Below are 15,371 nucleotides of genomic sequence, written 5' to 3'. Positions count from 1 at the left end.
TTCGCTCACTGATTTTTCCGTAAAAAAACAGAGATTACATGATCCTGCACTTTTTTCACGTCTGTCAGCGACAGAGATGCCACCCAGCTAAGATCCGGCGCTTTCACGCCCGATTCCAGATTGACCGGGGCTGTTTCAACCAACATCTGATCCCATAAACCGTCCTCCAAAAAATGACCGAGAAGCGTAGCTCCCCCTTCCACCATCAACGAATCCAGTTTACGGACATACAACTCACGCATTACCTGCGGCAAAACCGGCTGCCCGAAATCAATCGTGACATATTCCACATTCTCCCGGCTGACAGCCTCCACCGCTGTAAAAACCAGCGTTTTCACCGCCCCGTCCAACAGATGATAATGAGGCGGGATACGTAAAGTCCGGTCGAGAGCCACCCTTACAGGCGATTTCCCCGCCCAATGGCGTACCGTCAACGAGGGGTTATCCAGCAAAGCCGTTTGTGTGCCGACCATGATAGCCGCCACATTCGCCCGCAAATGATGTACCCTGCGCAAAGTCTCCGAAGAAGACAACACGACAGCCGGCAACGAATTATCCGTCCGCAGCCGATCCATAAAACCATCCGCACTCTGCGCCCATTTCAGATAGATATAAGGCCGTCGCTTTTCCTGGAAAGTCATAAACACCCGGTTCAACTCCCGGGCTTCCTCCTCCATCACGCCGGTCACCACCTCCACACCTGCCTCACGAAGCATCCTCACTCCTCTCCCCGAAACTTCAGGAAAGGGATCCAGACATCCGATCACAACACGGGGAATCTGCTTTTTGATGATGAGTTCAGCACAGGGAGGTGTTTTCCCATAATGAGAACAGGGTTCCAGGCTCACATATATCGTCGCCTCTTTCAACAAAGATTCATCACGGACCGAAGCGATCGCATTCACCTCGGCATGTGCCTCGCCATATTTCCGGTGATAGCCCTCTCCGATAATTTTCCCCTGATGTACAATCACAGCCCCAACCATCGGATTTGGCGCCACATTCCCGATCCCGTTACGGGCCAGAGAAATACAGCGCGCCATATATTTATTTTCAACCTCGACCATTTTCTTTGCGTATAAATGGTTTTTGCATTACTTTTGCATTAAAATTACATTGTTATGACTGAGACTGTCGCTTATATACAAAATACGCTCAAAGATTATTATCCGCTAAGTGAAATCAAAGCATTCATTCGCCTGATAATGGAGCGCGTGTGCGATATCCAGCCGCATCAATTCTTACTCTGCAAAGATAAAGAATTATCCGATAAGGAAAAGACCGAGATTCACAATATCGTAGAACGATTGACAAAATACGAACCGATCCAATATATTTTCGGCAAAACCGACTTTTACGGATTCGAGTTCCTGGTAAACCCGTCAGTCCTGATCCCGCGTCCGGAAACGGAAGAACTGGTCGAGTTGATCGTACACGATTATCCCAAGAAAAGTATCGACATACTGGATGTTGGTACCGGCAGCGGTTGTATTGCTATCACTCTGCGGAAATTACTGAGCAAATCACAGGTTTCGGCACTCGATATTTCGCCGGAAGCCCTGAAGGTAGCCCAAAGAAACGCTATACATAATCGCGTACAACTCTTTTTTTACGAAAGGGACATTCTTCAACCATCCAAAACAGCCGATTCCATAGAAGATGAGTTCGACGTGATCGTCAGCAACCCTCCTTATGTGATGGAGAAGGAAAAAGCGGAGATGGAGAAAAACGTCCTCGATTATGAACCGCCACTCGCCTTGTTCGTTCCCGACGACAATCCTTTGCTGTACTATAACAGCATTGCGCGTTTCGCCGAACAGAAACTGAAGAAAAAAGGATACCTGTATCTGGAGATCAACTCACAGATGGGTGAAGCCGTTGTGAACATGCTGCGCATGATGGAATTTAAGAACGTAGAACTGATCCAGGACCTGTCCGGGAAAGACCGCTTTGTAAAGGCACAGACATGGAACAGATAACCGAAGCGGAAATGTTGCGCCGTGCTGCCGCTTATTGTTCGACAGCCGAACGTTGCATCCAGGACGTGCAAAAGAAGATCAAAGCAGCCGGTCTCACCCAGGAGGAAGGCGAACGTATCATCGCCCGTCTGCTTCAGGAAAAGTTCATCGACGAACACCGGTTTGCCCGTTACTTTGTAAACGACAAGCTGCGCTTCAACAAATGGGGACGCATCAAAATCGCTTATGAACTTCAAAAAAGAAACATCCCCGCTCCCATACGTGCGGAAGCCCTGGAGGGGATAGACGAAACAGAATATACTCATATCCTCCAATCGTCTCTTAAAGCGAAAAAGAAATCGACCAAAGGGAAAGACGACCGGGATATTTATATCAAACTTCTGCGTTTTGCTGCCGGCCGTGGTTTTGAGAGCCGTGAAGCTTCCCGTTGCCTGAAACAACTATTCAACGGTAACGACTATGAGGAAGATTTTGAATGACCTGCTGAATCTCTTCTTCCCCAAGCTCTGCATGATATGCCAGACACCCCTCACCGGAGGAGAGGAACATATCTGCTTAACATGCTTGTGTGACCTACCCCGCACGGGATATGATTTCTTGAAGGAGAACCCGGCGACGTATCTGTTTGCCGGGAAAGTACCCGTTTACCGGGCAGCCGCTTTTCTGCATTACGAAAAAGGCGGCCATGTGCAACAGCTCATTCATTCCCTGAAATACCACGACAACCGCGAGATCGGTTTCCGCCTGGGACGCATGGCGGGTTTGAACTATCGGCAGGCTTTCCTGACAGATTGCCCGGATCTGCTCTTGCCTGTCCCGCTCCATCCCAAGAAGAGGAAGCAGCGCGGCTACAACCAGTCCGAATGGATAGCCCGGGGACTGAACAGTGTTTTAAAACTTCCGATAGATACCACCAGCCTCCGCCGTATCAAAGAGACAGACACGCAGACCAGCCGGCAGACATACGAACGCTGGCAGAACGTACAGGATATATTCTCGGTCGCAGACCATAAAGAACTGGAGGGGAAACATATTCTCCTGATAGATGACGTCATTACTACCGGCTCCACCATCGGAGCCTGCGCCGAAGCACTGCTGGCGATTCCCGGAGTACGGGTCAGCGTGTTGGCGATCGCAATCGCTTGAGAAAACAACTCATATTCATAAAATACAGAAAGCCCGGCAGAACTTCTAAACGGGCTTTCTTTCTGTACTCTCTCTTCACAGAGGTAAAACAGAGTTACTTTATTTTCATTACTTTAGTATTACTGATACCACTTGTTCTCCTGTCGCAGGGTACTTAGCGGGTATACATAGCTGCGTGGTATCTAAATTATTTGATTTTTAATTCTTATTTTACAATTGCTTTAACAGCAGCTTCGCCTTCAACAGCTACAACTACTACACCAGCAGGAACGTTGATCTGAGCTTCGTCAGAAGACAGAACCGTGCTAGCAACAGTCTGACCCAGTACATTGCTGATCACAGCAGTCTTACCGGCAGCACCCTTGATTGTTACTGAACCGTTACCTGAGATAACAGTGAATGTAGTTACAGAAGGTTCCTGTTCGTTAGCAACCGGATTGCCGTTGTAAGCTTCTTCCATGTTGAATGTTTCACCGTGTGTAAACTTATTAGTTACAACAACAGTACCATTCACCCAACGTAAGTAACCTTCGTTAGTTGCAGATTTTTCAAACAGATCCTTAGTAGGTGCACTATAATCTTTGTACTGTGTCTGGATCTTGAATGAATTTGCATCGTTATCTACATAACGGAAAGCAAACTTAGCCACATTGAAGTCAGGAGAATCCATACCCAATTTAACGACTTCACCACCCTTACGAGTAATATACAGCGTATCATCTTTATGATAACCTTCTACGAATGACAATTTAGCCAGGTTTTCGTCAGCTTCTATCATATTGATATACGGATTATTGTGCATATGTTCCTGTTTATAAGCATATGCCGTATCGATCAGGTTGATCAGGTAACGACCCTTCAATGCTGTGAACGATTTCGCATCAGAGCACGGACCACCGTTAGCTTCCAGCCATTCAGGTGTATTGTGTTCCGGATTATAGTCACAATGTGTTGTCGTTTCTTCCTTCACACTCAGACCCAGCAGATACTGGTAGCAAGTATTAGCGATACCGTCTGCATCCACACGGTTTACATAAGCTGTATCGATGAACAATGCAGGATTTGCACCAGTTACACTATTGTTCACATTCAGGAAGCTCAAAGTATCATTGTCTACAACAGACTTAACGTCAGCTTTTTCAAACAATACTTCTGTCGGATATTCTTCGCGATAAATCTTCACTACGTCACCCCATGCTTTTGCAACCTTGCGGTATTCAGGTCTGTCGATCAAGTTCAGAACCATCAAAGAGTTATCGTCAGCTTTATAAGTTTCCGTCGGTTTCAAAGAACCCCACTGGTTACTGTTACCTACATATATCTTATCAGCAGCGAGAGCGTCTTGAGAAACATTATTTTGACGATTAGGTAGAGTAACAATATTATATGTACCGTTAGGTTTTGCCTTCAAGGCGAAACGATCTTCAACTCTAGTATCAGCCACTTCGTGACATACATAATAATCCAGGTTAGTAGCACTTTCCAGTCTTACATATTCCAAGTTCGCTTTGTTCTGAATCTGATACGGAAGAACTGCCAATGTATCGACAACTACATCTTTATCACCTACATTACCTTGTACCAACTTACCGTTCTGTATAGTAGCCATCGGAGTCAGGATGAATACTGTATCTACTTCAGAGATTTCACTACCGCTCTTCAACTTCTTATCCAAGCGCAAAGTCCATTCAGCAGCATTTGCAATATTATTAGTAACACCTAACTGGTGAGTACCATTGCTCTGATGATTTTCTGCCCAGTAACCAGCTGTATTACCAGTTTCGTTATGATACTGACCGATATTGAATACCTGATTTCTCAGTTCGTTTACAGTTGCAGTTCTGAAACCATCGTACTTAGTACGGTTCGTTACAAATGCAATTTTGATAATATCGTCTTTCATATTTGTTACAGAAGCAGACTCAACAAGGTATTCATTACTTACTGTAGTTTCGCGTAAGATAACATTTGTAACAGTTTCACCACTTTCGCGGTTTGTCAAAGTCATCGGATTATTCGCTTTATTTACATCAACAGCAGTCACAGCCCACTGAGCTTCCGGAGAAGTCAATAATACAGTGCTCTTGTTTACATAGTCAGCTTCCTTACCTGTATAATCAGCAGTTGCTAAAACACCATTCTTCTTGTATGCAATATCCGAAGCAGTTTCAGTTTCATCACTTACAAAAGTAATGTTCATGAATTTACCCAGGAACTGCTTGTAATCAGCGATATTAGAAGATGTCAGGCTCAGATACGGAAGTGTATCATCTGTTCCCAAAGTAGCCTTAGCTGTCAGGAAATAAGCATTATTGATTTTATGTACAACCGCTTTCTTTGCATTAAGCATATCTGCTGCAGCTGCTACATGCAATTCAGCAACAACATTTGTAGCTGTATAAGCATTGCTCCGCATAACACTGAAATATGCCAAATGATCAGCAGTCACAGTTTCTACCAGTTCAAATACACCATCACCATTACTGTTAGATTTCTTTGTATTCAATACTAGGAATTTGTTACCTGATTTCAGACAATAAGCAGGTTCAGTAGTCACAGCCGCACCAGTTAGATCTTTAACAGCAGTCAGTTTACCAGAAAAAGCAGCTACATCATTAAGAGTTTCGTTACCCTTTTCAGTCACTTTAACTGTCAGGTTGAAACCATTTCTCAGCAAATCATTCAATGTTTCACCTTTAAATGCTTCTAATGTAGCATTGTAGATACCGAAAGTAGCAGCTGCAGTAGCAATGCCAGGAGCAAAAGCGTCAGTTACAGCTGCATCTTTAGAGATAAACAATGTAAAACCATTCGCATAAGCTGTATTAGCATAGAACTCAGAAGTATTACTAATAGCTGCAGTTATGCTAGGATCTGCTTTATTGACAAACTGATAATAGTCTACTTTCTCACTGCCTACAGTTTTTGTTGTTTTTATTATTTTCCATAAAGCAGCATCAACTTCAGCACTAGTCAGAGCAGAAGCAAGCTTCGGTTTTGTTGTTTTATCAGCTTTGTCGTAGAACAGCACATTAGCTGCAGTGATGCTAGACCCGATGAAATAATACACATCTTTACCAAATTCCGGACTTGCAACTAAGTCTACAGTTTGATCTATACTACCCTCTGATAAGACCAATGAAGATTCAGCCTTGTTTACTAACGTGATAATTTCATTCGTACTAGCCGCCGTCTTTAAATCTGTAGAATTTGCAACTAAGAAATGACCTACCGTATTAAGGCCACTAGTACCAGCCACTGCTACTTCAATTTTGTTATCGCTCAACTTGAACTGTACAATAGTAGCATCAGTTTTATTTGCTATTACTTGTGTCTCATCGGCACCAGTACCTTCATGCAAATAGCTTCCTGCACTATTCTTCAAATAAAAATTAGTAGTAGAACCAGTAACAGCTTCTAAAGTCCATTCCTGACCAAAAGCAGCAACAGTTCCGTTGGCAGTAACTGTACCAGCTGTAACTACTAGATTTGTTACATCATTGCCACCGGGTGCTGCCGAACCCAACACATAAGATTTACCAATCGCAGGGGCATCAACCACTACAACTTCAGCATCCAGTGTCGTCCATGCGCCAGCTGTCAATAGGACAGCCATCAACGTAGAAAACTTTTTGTTCATAATCAATAAATTTAATTAATAATAAAACTATACTAAAATTCGAATTATAAATTCCTCTCAGACATTGATAATCGTCAAATGACGAATTTAAACGTCCCTTTTTTCTCGTCATTTTCTGGGTTCGGTTTTGATTTCATGTAAAAAAGAGATAACTTCGTCCTCGTTTTTCTATCATCCTGATAAGAAAGGACATATAAACAATAAAAAAGATTGGTTAAATGATTGTCGGTTAAAAATATTGTCGTATTTTTGTGACGAGAAAAAAGGGACGTTTTCTTTAGTCACTACAATTCACTACATAACTTACTGTTTTTCAAAATATAAAACCATGTTTTTCATCACGTAAATTTTAGTGTTTTAAACATTGTGTGTTCGAGCACAAATACCCTCAAAAGAGTTTTTTTCATGAAATAAGGCACAAAAACTAAAAAAAGCCGGATTCTACCACTTTTTCTTCACTAATGAATAAACTCAATTACACGATCTATAAACCTTATACCCCAAAATTTCTTTACTTAAATTAAGTCAATAATACCTCATACGAAATGATGGTGAAAACATCACGCTCAAAACTTTATTTGATATCGTAGAACGTGGGCTCGGTGGCAAACTGAAAATCGAAGTGCAGCTGTAAAAACATTGTAGAAATAGAGCACTACAACCCAAAAGCCCCGGCAGGAGTACCTGTCGGGGCTTACTTTTTACCTGTCTTCACTCTTCACAGAGGTCGGACAGAAAGAACTTTTATTTCATTACTTTAATATTAATATCTCACCGCTTGTTCGCCTGTCGCAGGGTAATTATCATGGGGCGGTTCGCGAACCGCCCCTACGATGCGCGGTAATTGATTTAGAATATTTTGATTATAAATTACTTCTTATTTTACGATTGCTTTTACAGCGGCTTCGCCTTCAACAGCTACTACAACCATACCGGCAGGAGCTGCGATTGATGCTTCAGAAGAAGAAACGACTGTGTTAGCAACCTGCTGGCCAAGTACGTTAGTGATTACAACGTTCTTGCCTTCAGCACCCTTAACGATTACGGCACCGTTAGTTGCAACAACTGATACACCTGTTGCTTCGATACCTTCGTTAGAAGTTGCTGTTTCGCCTTCAGCAGCAGCCATTACTTCGAATGTTGCAGCTTCAGCAATATTGTCTACCAATACAGGTACTGTGTTGTGAACACGTACATAACGTGCAGGACCATTTTCACTAGCCGGAACAGCTTCGATAATGAATGTAGCCTTGTCGCCTTCAGGATCAACAGCACGGTCAACCAACTTGAATGCGAATGTAGCAGCGTTCATTCTCTGTTTGCCGTCTTTCTTAACGAAGCTCAATGTATCGTTCTTAGCAGTCTTTGTACCAGTATACTTAGAGCTTGCGATGATCAGAGAGTCGCCTACGTGTGTAGCATCAACGAATGCCAAACGAATGTTACCCTGATATTTAGCCTGTGCATAAGTAGCGATAGAATCGTCCAAAGCTACCAGGTAAGCACCAGTGCGATGGTCAGGAGTTCCTGCAGTCCAGTGCGGACAGTTCGGATCGAATCCGTGATCCGGACATGCAACAGCTTCTTTTCCTTTTACAAATTCATTACGTACAGACAGCAGATACAACGGTTTACGTGTTTCGTTGCGGATGTAAGCAGTATCCACCAGGAACGGCAGCTGGGCGTTAGCAGGCTTGTCAGCCAAGTTAGTTTCACCTAAGAAGTTCAGGCTAGCAGCACCGTTGTTAGCGTTGCGGTTCATTGTATTTTCATACAAGAACTGGTTTTCATCATTTGTACGGAAGAACTTCAAGATGTTCAAGTCACCTTCCATGTCGTTATAACCATCTTTCACTGTCTTACCCAGACGACGGTATTCCGGACGGTTGTTGTCAGCTACCATGAACAATGTGTTCTTGTTGTCGTCATACAAGCAGTTTACAGAATACATGTAAGAGTCGTTGTTACCTACATATACTTTACCATCCCATTTAGCAGTGTTCTTTCCTTCAATATCTTTAGCTTTAGCCAAGTTGAAGTGTTCGCCGGCAACACGGACAGCCATTGCTGTAGCTTCATCATCCAATAAAGCGAACTTGCCATCTTTATTCAAACCGAAATCCAAGTCACCTACAGTAAACTCGTAAACCGGAGCTTTCAGAACAGGTTCGTTCTTCTGCCATTCTTTCTTAGTTGCATCGTAGTAGTTGATCAACGTTTTAGCTGCCACTGTATCAACTGCTGTAGCAGTAAATTCAGCCTGTACAGCTTTCGTATCGATGAATGCCCAATCTTTGTCGTTGATAGCTACGTTAGCATAACCGTTGAATACTGTAGACCAGTAAGACATTACGAATGACTTTTCAGCCAAGTCAGGATCGTTCTTATCTGTACCTTCGCTCAAGTACATGTAGTATTTACTGCTTGCGTCTACCGGTACGAATGTGATTTCGTATTCGGTACCATTATATACATAGATGTTGTCTTTCTTGTCACCGTTTTCACGCAACAGAGTGTAAGAAACTTCTTTTTCAACAGCTGTATTTTCACGGTTCACCATCTTATAAACTTTCTTCTCTACATCGTAAGAAACAGCCCATTGTTTTTCTACGTCGTTGACTACTGATTCAGCCAATGCTATTGAATTGTCACAAGTTGTTGCAACAACGAACATGTCTACATCTTCGTTCAACTGTTTGATAACAGCGAAACCGTTCTTCAAGAATTCTTCCGGTTTAACGATATTGTCAGCGCCCAAAGTGATGTACGGCAATGTTTCCTTCTGGGTCTCATATTCATACAATTCAGGAGTAACAGTCAAAACATGTTTACCTTCCAATGAAGAGATAAACAGCTTCCCATACATTTCAGTCGCATCTTCTTTTTCATAAACAGTTACTTCTTTCACCAATTCACTAGCTGTCCCTGCATACTGGGTGAATTCAAACCAACAAGCATCAGCCACTTTATCAGTCAAGACAAACTTAGTCTTTCTCTGTGCAACACCAGTATTGTCTGCATCCCATCCTGTTTTGTTCAAAGCAATGTATTTCTCGCCATTTTTGATTTGGAAACGAGTTTTGTCATTCTGAGTAGCTACCAAGTCACCAGCGAATGCTTCAAGGCCTTCGATAGTTTCTTTTCCTGCTGCAGTTTTCTTGATGGTCATGTTGAAACCTTCGCTCAACATATCGTTCAGCTTAGTAGAGTTCAATTTAACAACCGGTGATTTGTAGACACCGAAGTTGGCTGCTGTTACATTAACTTCCAAAGCATCGCCATTAACACCCAGCAACTGATCGTTACCCACACCTAAAGTGAAGCGTGCAGCAGAACCTGCAACAATGAAGTTATCACGGTTTTCAATTACCAAAGACTTACCACTTTTCTTGTTAGTTAATTTGTAAGTAATTGTAGTACCGTCAGCAGCCTTACCTGTTGTGATTGTCCACAGTACGTTGTCCAGCTCAGCTTCATCTTCTGTCATTTCAACGGCAGTAACATTACCTTCACCGTCGTCTGTCAAAATCTGTTCGTCTGTAGCAGCGATAACGTAGTATTCACCTGTTTTGGCTTCATCCTGCAACTCAAGAGTTTCTTCAGCAAACGTTACGTCATCGTTGTAAACAAAGAATTCAAGGGCTTTTGTATTTGCAGGCTTTACATATCCATCGTACGGCAACCGTACGGTGCTACCTGTTTCTCCTACTTCAATCAATAGTTTACCTGAAAAAGTTGCAGTACCTTCTTCAAGACCAACGTACTCCAGTCCGCCACCGTTAACCTTGAATTCTATTTTAGATTTAGAAGTTTCGTTCCATGCCAAGTACCCTTCTCCGTCTGAGTCAAAACAAAGAAAGTTATCAGCATTTTTCAGATAAAAAACCCCTTCTTTACCTTCAACAGCCTTCAACTCGAAAGCCATATCATCTTCACTATCCACTGTAGCAGCATTACCCAAAGTCATGTCAGTACCAGTCCAAGCACTCACCTCTCCTTCTGCCTCACCAGCTATACCAACAACATACTTGCCACCGATCGCAGGTTTCACCCTCACAACGGCTGCATCCATTGTCATCCAAGCACCAGCCAGCAACAAACTGGCCACAAGCGTAGAAAACTTTTTGTTCATAATCAATAAATTTAATATTAATAATAGTGTTAATTAATGTCTAAATGACTAGCGAAAACGTACCTTTTTTCTCGTCACGTTTTTGCGCTCCTTTAGCTTACATTCAGAAAAGGGGGATTTTCGTACAGAGTTTTATATCTATCTGATAAGAAAGGATATAGATCAGGAAAAATATTTAGCAAAATAATTGGCGATTTAAAAAAGTATAGTACCTTTGCTGACGAGAAAAAAGGTACGTTTTTTCTCGTCACAGATTTTCGCGTTTCTAGATAATAAGAATCATACTCTACAAGCCATTTTAGTATTCAGTGAGTTTATCCCTTTTCAGGCAAAACCCTCCGAACGGATGCCTACCCGTTAAGTCGCGGATGCTTAGGCATTTAAGAGTCGATAACTACTCAACAGAAAAAGAACGGTTTCGAGGGCAAATTTACTCATTTGTCTCAATTATCTCAAAAATCTCTAATCCGTTTCTGAATTTTTTACATTCTTACCCTCTTCCGTCTTGCGATAGCAACCCGCTCCTACTGAGATCAATAGCTTGTATTCCTGCGCCTTTTTCAGCATCCGATACACCGTTGCACGGCTGATTCCGCGGACGCCCGCCAATTCGAGTATCTCGGTGATCCGGAACTCGTCCGACATGTCGGCAAACAAATCCAACTGAATGGTCGGAATCTTATAGTGATGCTCCGCCTTGCTATGCTTCATCGAAGTGCTGATCAGGAGCGAATGCTGCAACGTACGGGTGCCGATGTGGAAAGCCGTTTCGAAGTCTTCATCCGAAATCTCGATATGCGCATCCGTACTCAGGCTTTCACCCTTGCGCAAGGCTGTCAGCACCATCGCCATACGGAAGATTATCAGGCGATGACGAAGCACCACCGAAGCCACGTCATTATTATTGAACACGCGTACATTATAATATTCGCGTTTGAAATAACGATCCAGCCGCTTGCGCTGTTTGTCGGAAAAGCTGACAAAGGTCGGCGACTTGTCCAAATGAATCGCTATATCGAGCAGGCGCAACCCCAGCCCGTCATAATAGAACGCATTCTGACGCACATTGTCCGACGAGGTGAGCGGACGATATTCCGTATGACCCGTGATTTTGTAAATCAACAGGCGACTGAACAATCCGCTTTCGGTAGAAGGCACCAGCTGCGCCAGCATGCCCGGCGTACCGGTAGCCAACAGACCCATCATAGGACGCCGCACCAGGAAAGAACCGTTCGTCTTCGACGAGCTACTGATCGTTTCGTGATGGAATATCTGATTCAAAAGATACCCATACCCGCCGAAATCCTGCGTAAGAGTGACAGTGACCGACTCCAACTCCGTCTCAAACATCAACGAAGCATAATGGTCGTTGATATGCAACTGTTCGATCATACGCGCCGTCGTGGTGTAGCCGCTCATGTGCAGCTGTTTGAGGAAGACCGGCTTCGGCTCCGTGGGAACTGGCCCCGCGGTGGTCTTCTTCTTGCCGTAACGCTGCTGGAACTTGTACGTGTCGTAGGTCTCCTTCTCCTTTTTGTACTGCTCCACATCATGGCGCGACATGTCAGCCACGTATCGTTGCCAGGGTTCCACTACCTTGTGCATCGCATGGATACATCCCTTGCCGCTGCCCGAAGGACCGATCAGCAGGGTATAAAACGGCGGGGCATACGGTTCGTCCTTCAAATTGCCGGTCACGCCAGGCAAGGCGGTGCTGCAAACGGTCAGTCCGGCAAGCAGCATCAGGTCAAATTCCGTATCGTCGCCGGCCGGTGCCACCGCGTCCGCGAGGAGCTTCGGAAGACGGTCGAAAAGGTCTCTCCCGAAGTGGGGTAAACGGGCATCTTCGGCTTCAATATCAAAGCCCATAGAGCCATCATCCTCCGGAGTGGAAAAATCAGGAGCCGGAGAGAGATTTTTGAGATTTTTGAGACAAGCTCCCGGCTTCTCGCCTTTCGACGGATCATATGGATTACTGCCGTGCGCACTGCGGTAACGACGGTAAATGTCCGCCACGATTCCCCGGATTTCTTTCTCCCCGAATCCCGGTTCGCAGTAGCGACGCAGACATTCGGTTTCCACTTCATACTCCGCAAAACCGGCACTGTTCAGCGCCGAAGTCAGTCGCACCAGATAGCTGTGGCGGCCACCGTCGGCAAACGGGTTATCCGACTCAAAGCGGTCGATGTAGTTCGACAAGGCATTTGCGCCCGGTTGTCCGCCGCCACGTCTGATGGCACGGGCAACCGGAGCAGCCGGTTGTTTTTCGGCTTTCAGCTCGTCGACCGGGACGTGCACTACCTGCGCAACCTCCTTGTAGAAGGCATCCGGGTCGTAACTGACAAAACAGCTGCGGTTGGCATCCTTGCCCGAAGCGTCGACTTTTACGCCGGGCAGGTCGCGTTCGATCATCCGGCTGACATATCCGAATGCCGTCACATGGTCCGGCAGCGAACTGTCTACCAATACGAAGAGTTTATTTCCCGTTCCGGAAGGACTGATATGCCCCGCCTTCACATAATCGAGCGTCTCAGCCCGACGCAGGAAATCGAGAGGGTCGCCCGGCACATCGTCCAGGTCGATCGTTATACACCGGCTGTAGCGCACCATGTGCTCCAGCTTACGGCCACCTTCCATCACGCCTCCGGCAACGAGCAGGGGTAGTTTTTTCTTGGCGTTGTCCGCACGCTCCGTATCCCCGGCTGCCTTGTAGCTGCGCAGCCGTTCGACGAGAGCCTCGTATTTTCCGTTCTTTACTCCGGCCAGGTAACTCTCCAACGAGACGGTTACGCAGACCGCTGTCTTGAATGCCGATTCATAGAATGAGCATTCCACTTGCTGTTTTTTTAATTCACTCATGAATTTCTTATTAAATTTACGCCTGGTCAAGGTTCGCCCAGGTGATCGATCAATACGGCTACCTGCTTGGGGGTGTACAATTTCTGAAATTTCACCCATCCTGCCGCTTCGAGCTTTGCTTTGAGACCACGGGAGGTTCGTATCCATTCCCACATGCGCTTATAAGCCACCACCGGTGTCTGACCCGGAAAGTACAATTGTGCGAATTCGGTTACACCATACGCACGCCGCCAGGGAGACATCTCTCTTTTTTTGTCCTCCATAATATTTTATTTATTAAGTTATTAACTGATTACAATATACAAATAATATGCATACGTTGTATATCAAAAGGGGAATAATTATCAAAATAAATATACACGCTGATCATCACGTACCTTTCGTTAGCATCCGCTGGCGGGTAAAGGCTATAGTATCTTTGTATTGAAGTTCTATAAGAGCTATTTATTACACTAACCCTTAAATATTTAACACTATGTCAGTAAAGTACAAACTGGTCCAGAAAAAGGACCTTACCAAAGGTGTTGCCGACGATGCCAAACGTTATTACGCCTCGGCGCCGGTCAGTGGCAAGATGGATTTCGACTCGATTTGCGAACTGATAGCCGACCGGTCGACAGCAAGCGACGGTGACGTGGCGCTGGTCGTACTGGGGCTGATCCGTGCCATGGAAGAGGCATTGCTGCGCAACGAAGTGGTACAGCTGGGCAGGCTGGGCAATTTCCGCCTGTCGATCGGCAGCTCGGGCACAGTCGAAGAAAAAGACTTCCAGGCTTCCATGATCCGAAAACCCAAAATCATCTTCACTCCTGGCGACAAGCTCCGGGCAATGATCGAAAAGGTCAGCCTCGAACGCATCGACAAAGCTCCGGGGCAGTCGGGAAGCGACAATGACGATGATCGCCCGGTTATTGAATAAGTTAAAAAAACGTATTATGACAGCACAACAAATCAAATTCGTCAAAGCCTCCCTCCCTGCCGCCCTGGCGGCGGGAGCGGCTTTCAACATGAACCCCTCCGTGATATTGGCACAAGCTGCTTTCGAAAGCGGGTGGGGCACGAGCAACCTGGCTACAGGCAGTAACAATTTCTTTGGTATGACTGCCTACGGCGCCGGCAACCAGTATTGGCACGGCAGGAAAACACAGGTAAAGACAACTGCCTATTCGCTCGACTTCCGTCGGTACGACACACGTGAAAACTCGTTCCTCGATTTCGCCCGTCTGATCCGAAACAACTACCGATCGGCCTGGCAGGTAAGCAAAAATCCGGAAGCCTACGCCCGCGAGATAGCCTACAGTCCCTACATCAGCGAACTCAACGGTGATGACCGCGAAACCTACCGCCGCAGCCTGGTACAGATAGAAAAAACCGTACAGGCAGTAATCGCAATAATATACTAAACAAACATCAATACTTATGTCCAAATTCAAACGTATCATCGAATTTATTCTTGCATTGCTGAACTTTTTGTTTCACTTTAAACCATCGGCAGATGATGAAACAGCTATCGTTACTGAAACGTATCCCGCCCCTGCTGCTCCGCCTGGCACGGAAAGGGATTACCCTGTATTTGAGCCTGTCCCTTAGGATCAGGCTCAAATTGTTGTAAAAG

At 45.0% G+C, this 15,371-nt stretch carries 11 protein-coding genes and 1 pseudogene; 7 read left to right on the top strand and 5 right to left on the bottom strand.

The window, feature by feature from the left end; genetic code table 11:
• Nucleotides 1–5: 5 nt before the first annotated feature.
• Entirely contained in the window at nucleotides 6–1,067 is a 1,062-nt protein-coding gene (ribD, locus tag P3L47_RS09940) for a bifunctional diaminohydroxyphosphoribosylaminopyrimidine deaminase/5-amino-6-(5-phosphoribosylamino)uracil reductase RibD (protein WP_277783501.1), read from the bottom strand.
• A gap of 54 nt (nucleotides 1,068–1,121) precedes the next feature.
• On the opposite strand from ribD, the gene prmC reads away from it, so the two are divergent.
• From prmC to P3L47_RS09925, 3 genes are read left to right on the top strand one after another with little or no spacing between them, the layout of a single operon-like run.
• The gene (prmC, locus tag P3L47_RS09935) at nucleotides 1,122–1,979 is read left to right on the top strand and encodes a peptide chain release factor N(5)-glutamine methyltransferase (protein WP_122362848.1); all 858 of its coding nucleotides are present in this window, start codon (nucleotides 1,122–1,124) and stop codon (nucleotides 1,977–1,979) included.
• Nucleotides 1,967–2,458, top strand: coding sequence for a regulatory protein RecX (locus P3L47_RS09930; protein WP_277783500.1), 492 nt, complete (start codon nucleotides 1,967–1,969; stop codon nucleotides 2,456–2,458). The genes prmC and P3L47_RS09930 overlap by 13 nt, the downstream gene beginning before the upstream one ends.
• Nucleotides 2,439–3,125, top strand: coding sequence for a ComF family protein (locus P3L47_RS09925; protein WP_277783499.1), 687 nt, complete (start codon nucleotides 2,439–2,441; stop codon nucleotides 3,123–3,125). Before P3L47_RS09930 ends, P3L47_RS09925 begins: the two co-directional genes overlap by 20 nt.
• A gap of 205 nt (nucleotides 3,126–3,330) precedes the next feature.
• On the opposite strand, the gene P3L47_RS09920 is transcribed toward P3L47_RS09925, so the two are convergent.
• On the bottom strand, nucleotides 3,331–6,765 hold the full coding sequence (locus P3L47_RS09920; RefSeq protein ID WP_277783498.1) for a DUF6383 domain-containing protein: 3,435 nt from the start codon (nucleotides 6,763–6,765) through the stop codon (nucleotides 3,331–3,333).
• Between the two features lie 538 nt (nucleotides 6,766–7,303).
• On the opposite strand from P3L47_RS09920, the pseudogene P3L47_RS09915 reads away from it, so the two are divergent.
• A pseudogene (locus P3L47_RS09915) lies at nucleotides 7,304–7,399 on the top strand (transcriptional regulator); the annotation flags it as partial.
• Nucleotides 7,400–7,642: 243 nt separating this feature from the next.
• Here P3L47_RS09915 and P3L47_RS09910 read toward each other — a convergent pair.
• The 3 genes from P3L47_RS09910 to P3L47_RS09900 form a co-directional block, all read right to left on the bottom strand.
• Nucleotides 7,643–10,897, bottom strand: a complete 3,255-nt coding sequence (locus P3L47_RS09910; protein ID WP_277783497.1) for a DUF6383 domain-containing protein — start codon at nucleotides 10,895–10,897, stop codon at nucleotides 7,643–7,645.
• A gap of 462 nt (nucleotides 10,898–11,359) precedes the next feature.
• A complete protein-coding gene (locus tag P3L47_RS09905) occupies nucleotides 11,360–13,756 on the bottom strand; it encodes a DUF3987 domain-containing protein (RefSeq protein WP_277783496.1) in 2,397 nt (798 codons plus the stop codon).
• A gap of 26 nt (nucleotides 13,757–13,782) precedes the next feature.
• The gene (locus P3L47_RS09900; protein ID WP_277783495.1) at nucleotides 13,783–14,019 is read right to left on the bottom strand and encodes a DUF4248 domain-containing protein; all 237 of its coding nucleotides are present in this window, start codon (nucleotides 14,017–14,019) and stop codon (nucleotides 13,783–13,785) included.
• Nucleotides 14,020–14,231: 212 nt separating this feature from the next.
• Here P3L47_RS09900 and P3L47_RS09895 point away from each other — a divergent pair, with 212 nt between their 5' ends.
• Genes P3L47_RS09895 through P3L47_RS09885 form a run of 3 tightly spaced genes read left to right on the top strand, consistent with a single transcriptional unit; the run spans nucleotide 14,232 to nucleotide 15,346 of the window.
• Nucleotides 14,232–14,675, top strand: a complete 444-nt coding sequence (locus P3L47_RS09895; RefSeq protein ID WP_277783494.1) for an HU family DNA-binding protein — start codon at nucleotides 14,232–14,234, stop codon at nucleotides 14,673–14,675.
• Between the two features lie 16 nt (nucleotides 14,676–14,691).
• A complete protein-coding gene (locus P3L47_RS09890; protein ID WP_122362841.1) occupies nucleotides 14,692–15,159 on the top strand; it encodes a glucosaminidase domain-containing protein in 468 nt (155 codons plus the stop codon).
• 16 nt (nucleotides 15,160–15,175) lie between these two features.
• Nucleotides 15,176–15,346, top strand: a complete 171-nt coding sequence (locus P3L47_RS09885; RefSeq protein ID WP_199715735.1) for a hypothetical protein — start codon at nucleotides 15,176–15,178, stop codon at nucleotides 15,344–15,346.
• Nucleotides 15,347–15,371 lie beyond the last annotated feature (25 nt).

This window comes from Parabacteroides chongii, from assembly GCF_029581355.1.
Taxonomy (GTDB): Bacteria; Bacteroidota; Bacteroidia; order Bacteroidales; family Tannerellaceae; genus Parabacteroides; species Parabacteroides chongii.
Note: the sequence above shows the minus strand (reverse complement) of the source record. Positions and strands in the feature narration are given on the sequence as shown.

What these genes read in the sequence shown, in the direction of transcription:
- ribD (WP_277783501.1), bottom strand. Translation starts at nt 1,067, where the DNA reads ATGGTCGAGGTTGAAAATAAATATATGGCGCGCTGTATTTCTCTGGCC.
- prmC (WP_122362848.1), top strand. Translation starts at nt 1,122, where the DNA reads ATGACTGAGACTGTCGCTTATATACAAAATACGCTCAAAGATTATTAT.
- P3L47_RS09930 (WP_277783500.1), top strand. Translation starts at nt 1,967, where the DNA reads ATGGAACAGATAACCGAAGCGGAAATGTTGCGCCGTGCTGCCGCTTAT.
- P3L47_RS09925 (WP_277783499.1), top strand. Translation starts at nt 2,439, where the DNA reads ATGAGGAAGATTTTGAATGACCTGCTGAATCTCTTCTTCCCCAAGCTC.
- P3L47_RS09920 (WP_277783498.1), bottom strand. Translation starts at nt 6,765, where the DNA reads ATGAACAAAAAGTTTTCTACGTTGATGGCTGTCCTATTGACAGCTGGC.
- P3L47_RS09910 (WP_277783497.1), bottom strand. Translation starts at nt 10,897, where the DNA reads ATGAACAAAAAGTTTTCTACGCTTGTGGCCAGTTTGTTGCTGGCTGGT.
- P3L47_RS09905 (WP_277783496.1), bottom strand. Translation starts at nt 13,756, where the DNA reads ATGAGTGAATTAAAAAAACAGCAAGTGGAATGCTCATTCTATGAATCG.
- P3L47_RS09900 (WP_277783495.1), bottom strand. Translation starts at nt 14,019, where the DNA reads ATGGAGGACAAAAAAAGAGAGATGTCTCCCTGGCGGCGTGCGTATGGT.
- P3L47_RS09895 (WP_277783494.1), top strand. Translation starts at nt 14,232, where the DNA reads ATGTCAGTAAAGTACAAACTGGTCCAGAAAAAGGACCTTACCAAAGGT.
- P3L47_RS09890 (WP_122362841.1), top strand. Translation starts at nt 14,692, where the DNA reads ATGACAGCACAACAAATCAAATTCGTCAAAGCCTCCCTCCCTGCCGCC.
- P3L47_RS09885 (WP_199715735.1), top strand. Translation starts at nt 15,176, where the DNA reads ATGTCCAAATTCAAACGTATCATCGAATTTATTCTTGCATTGCTGAAC.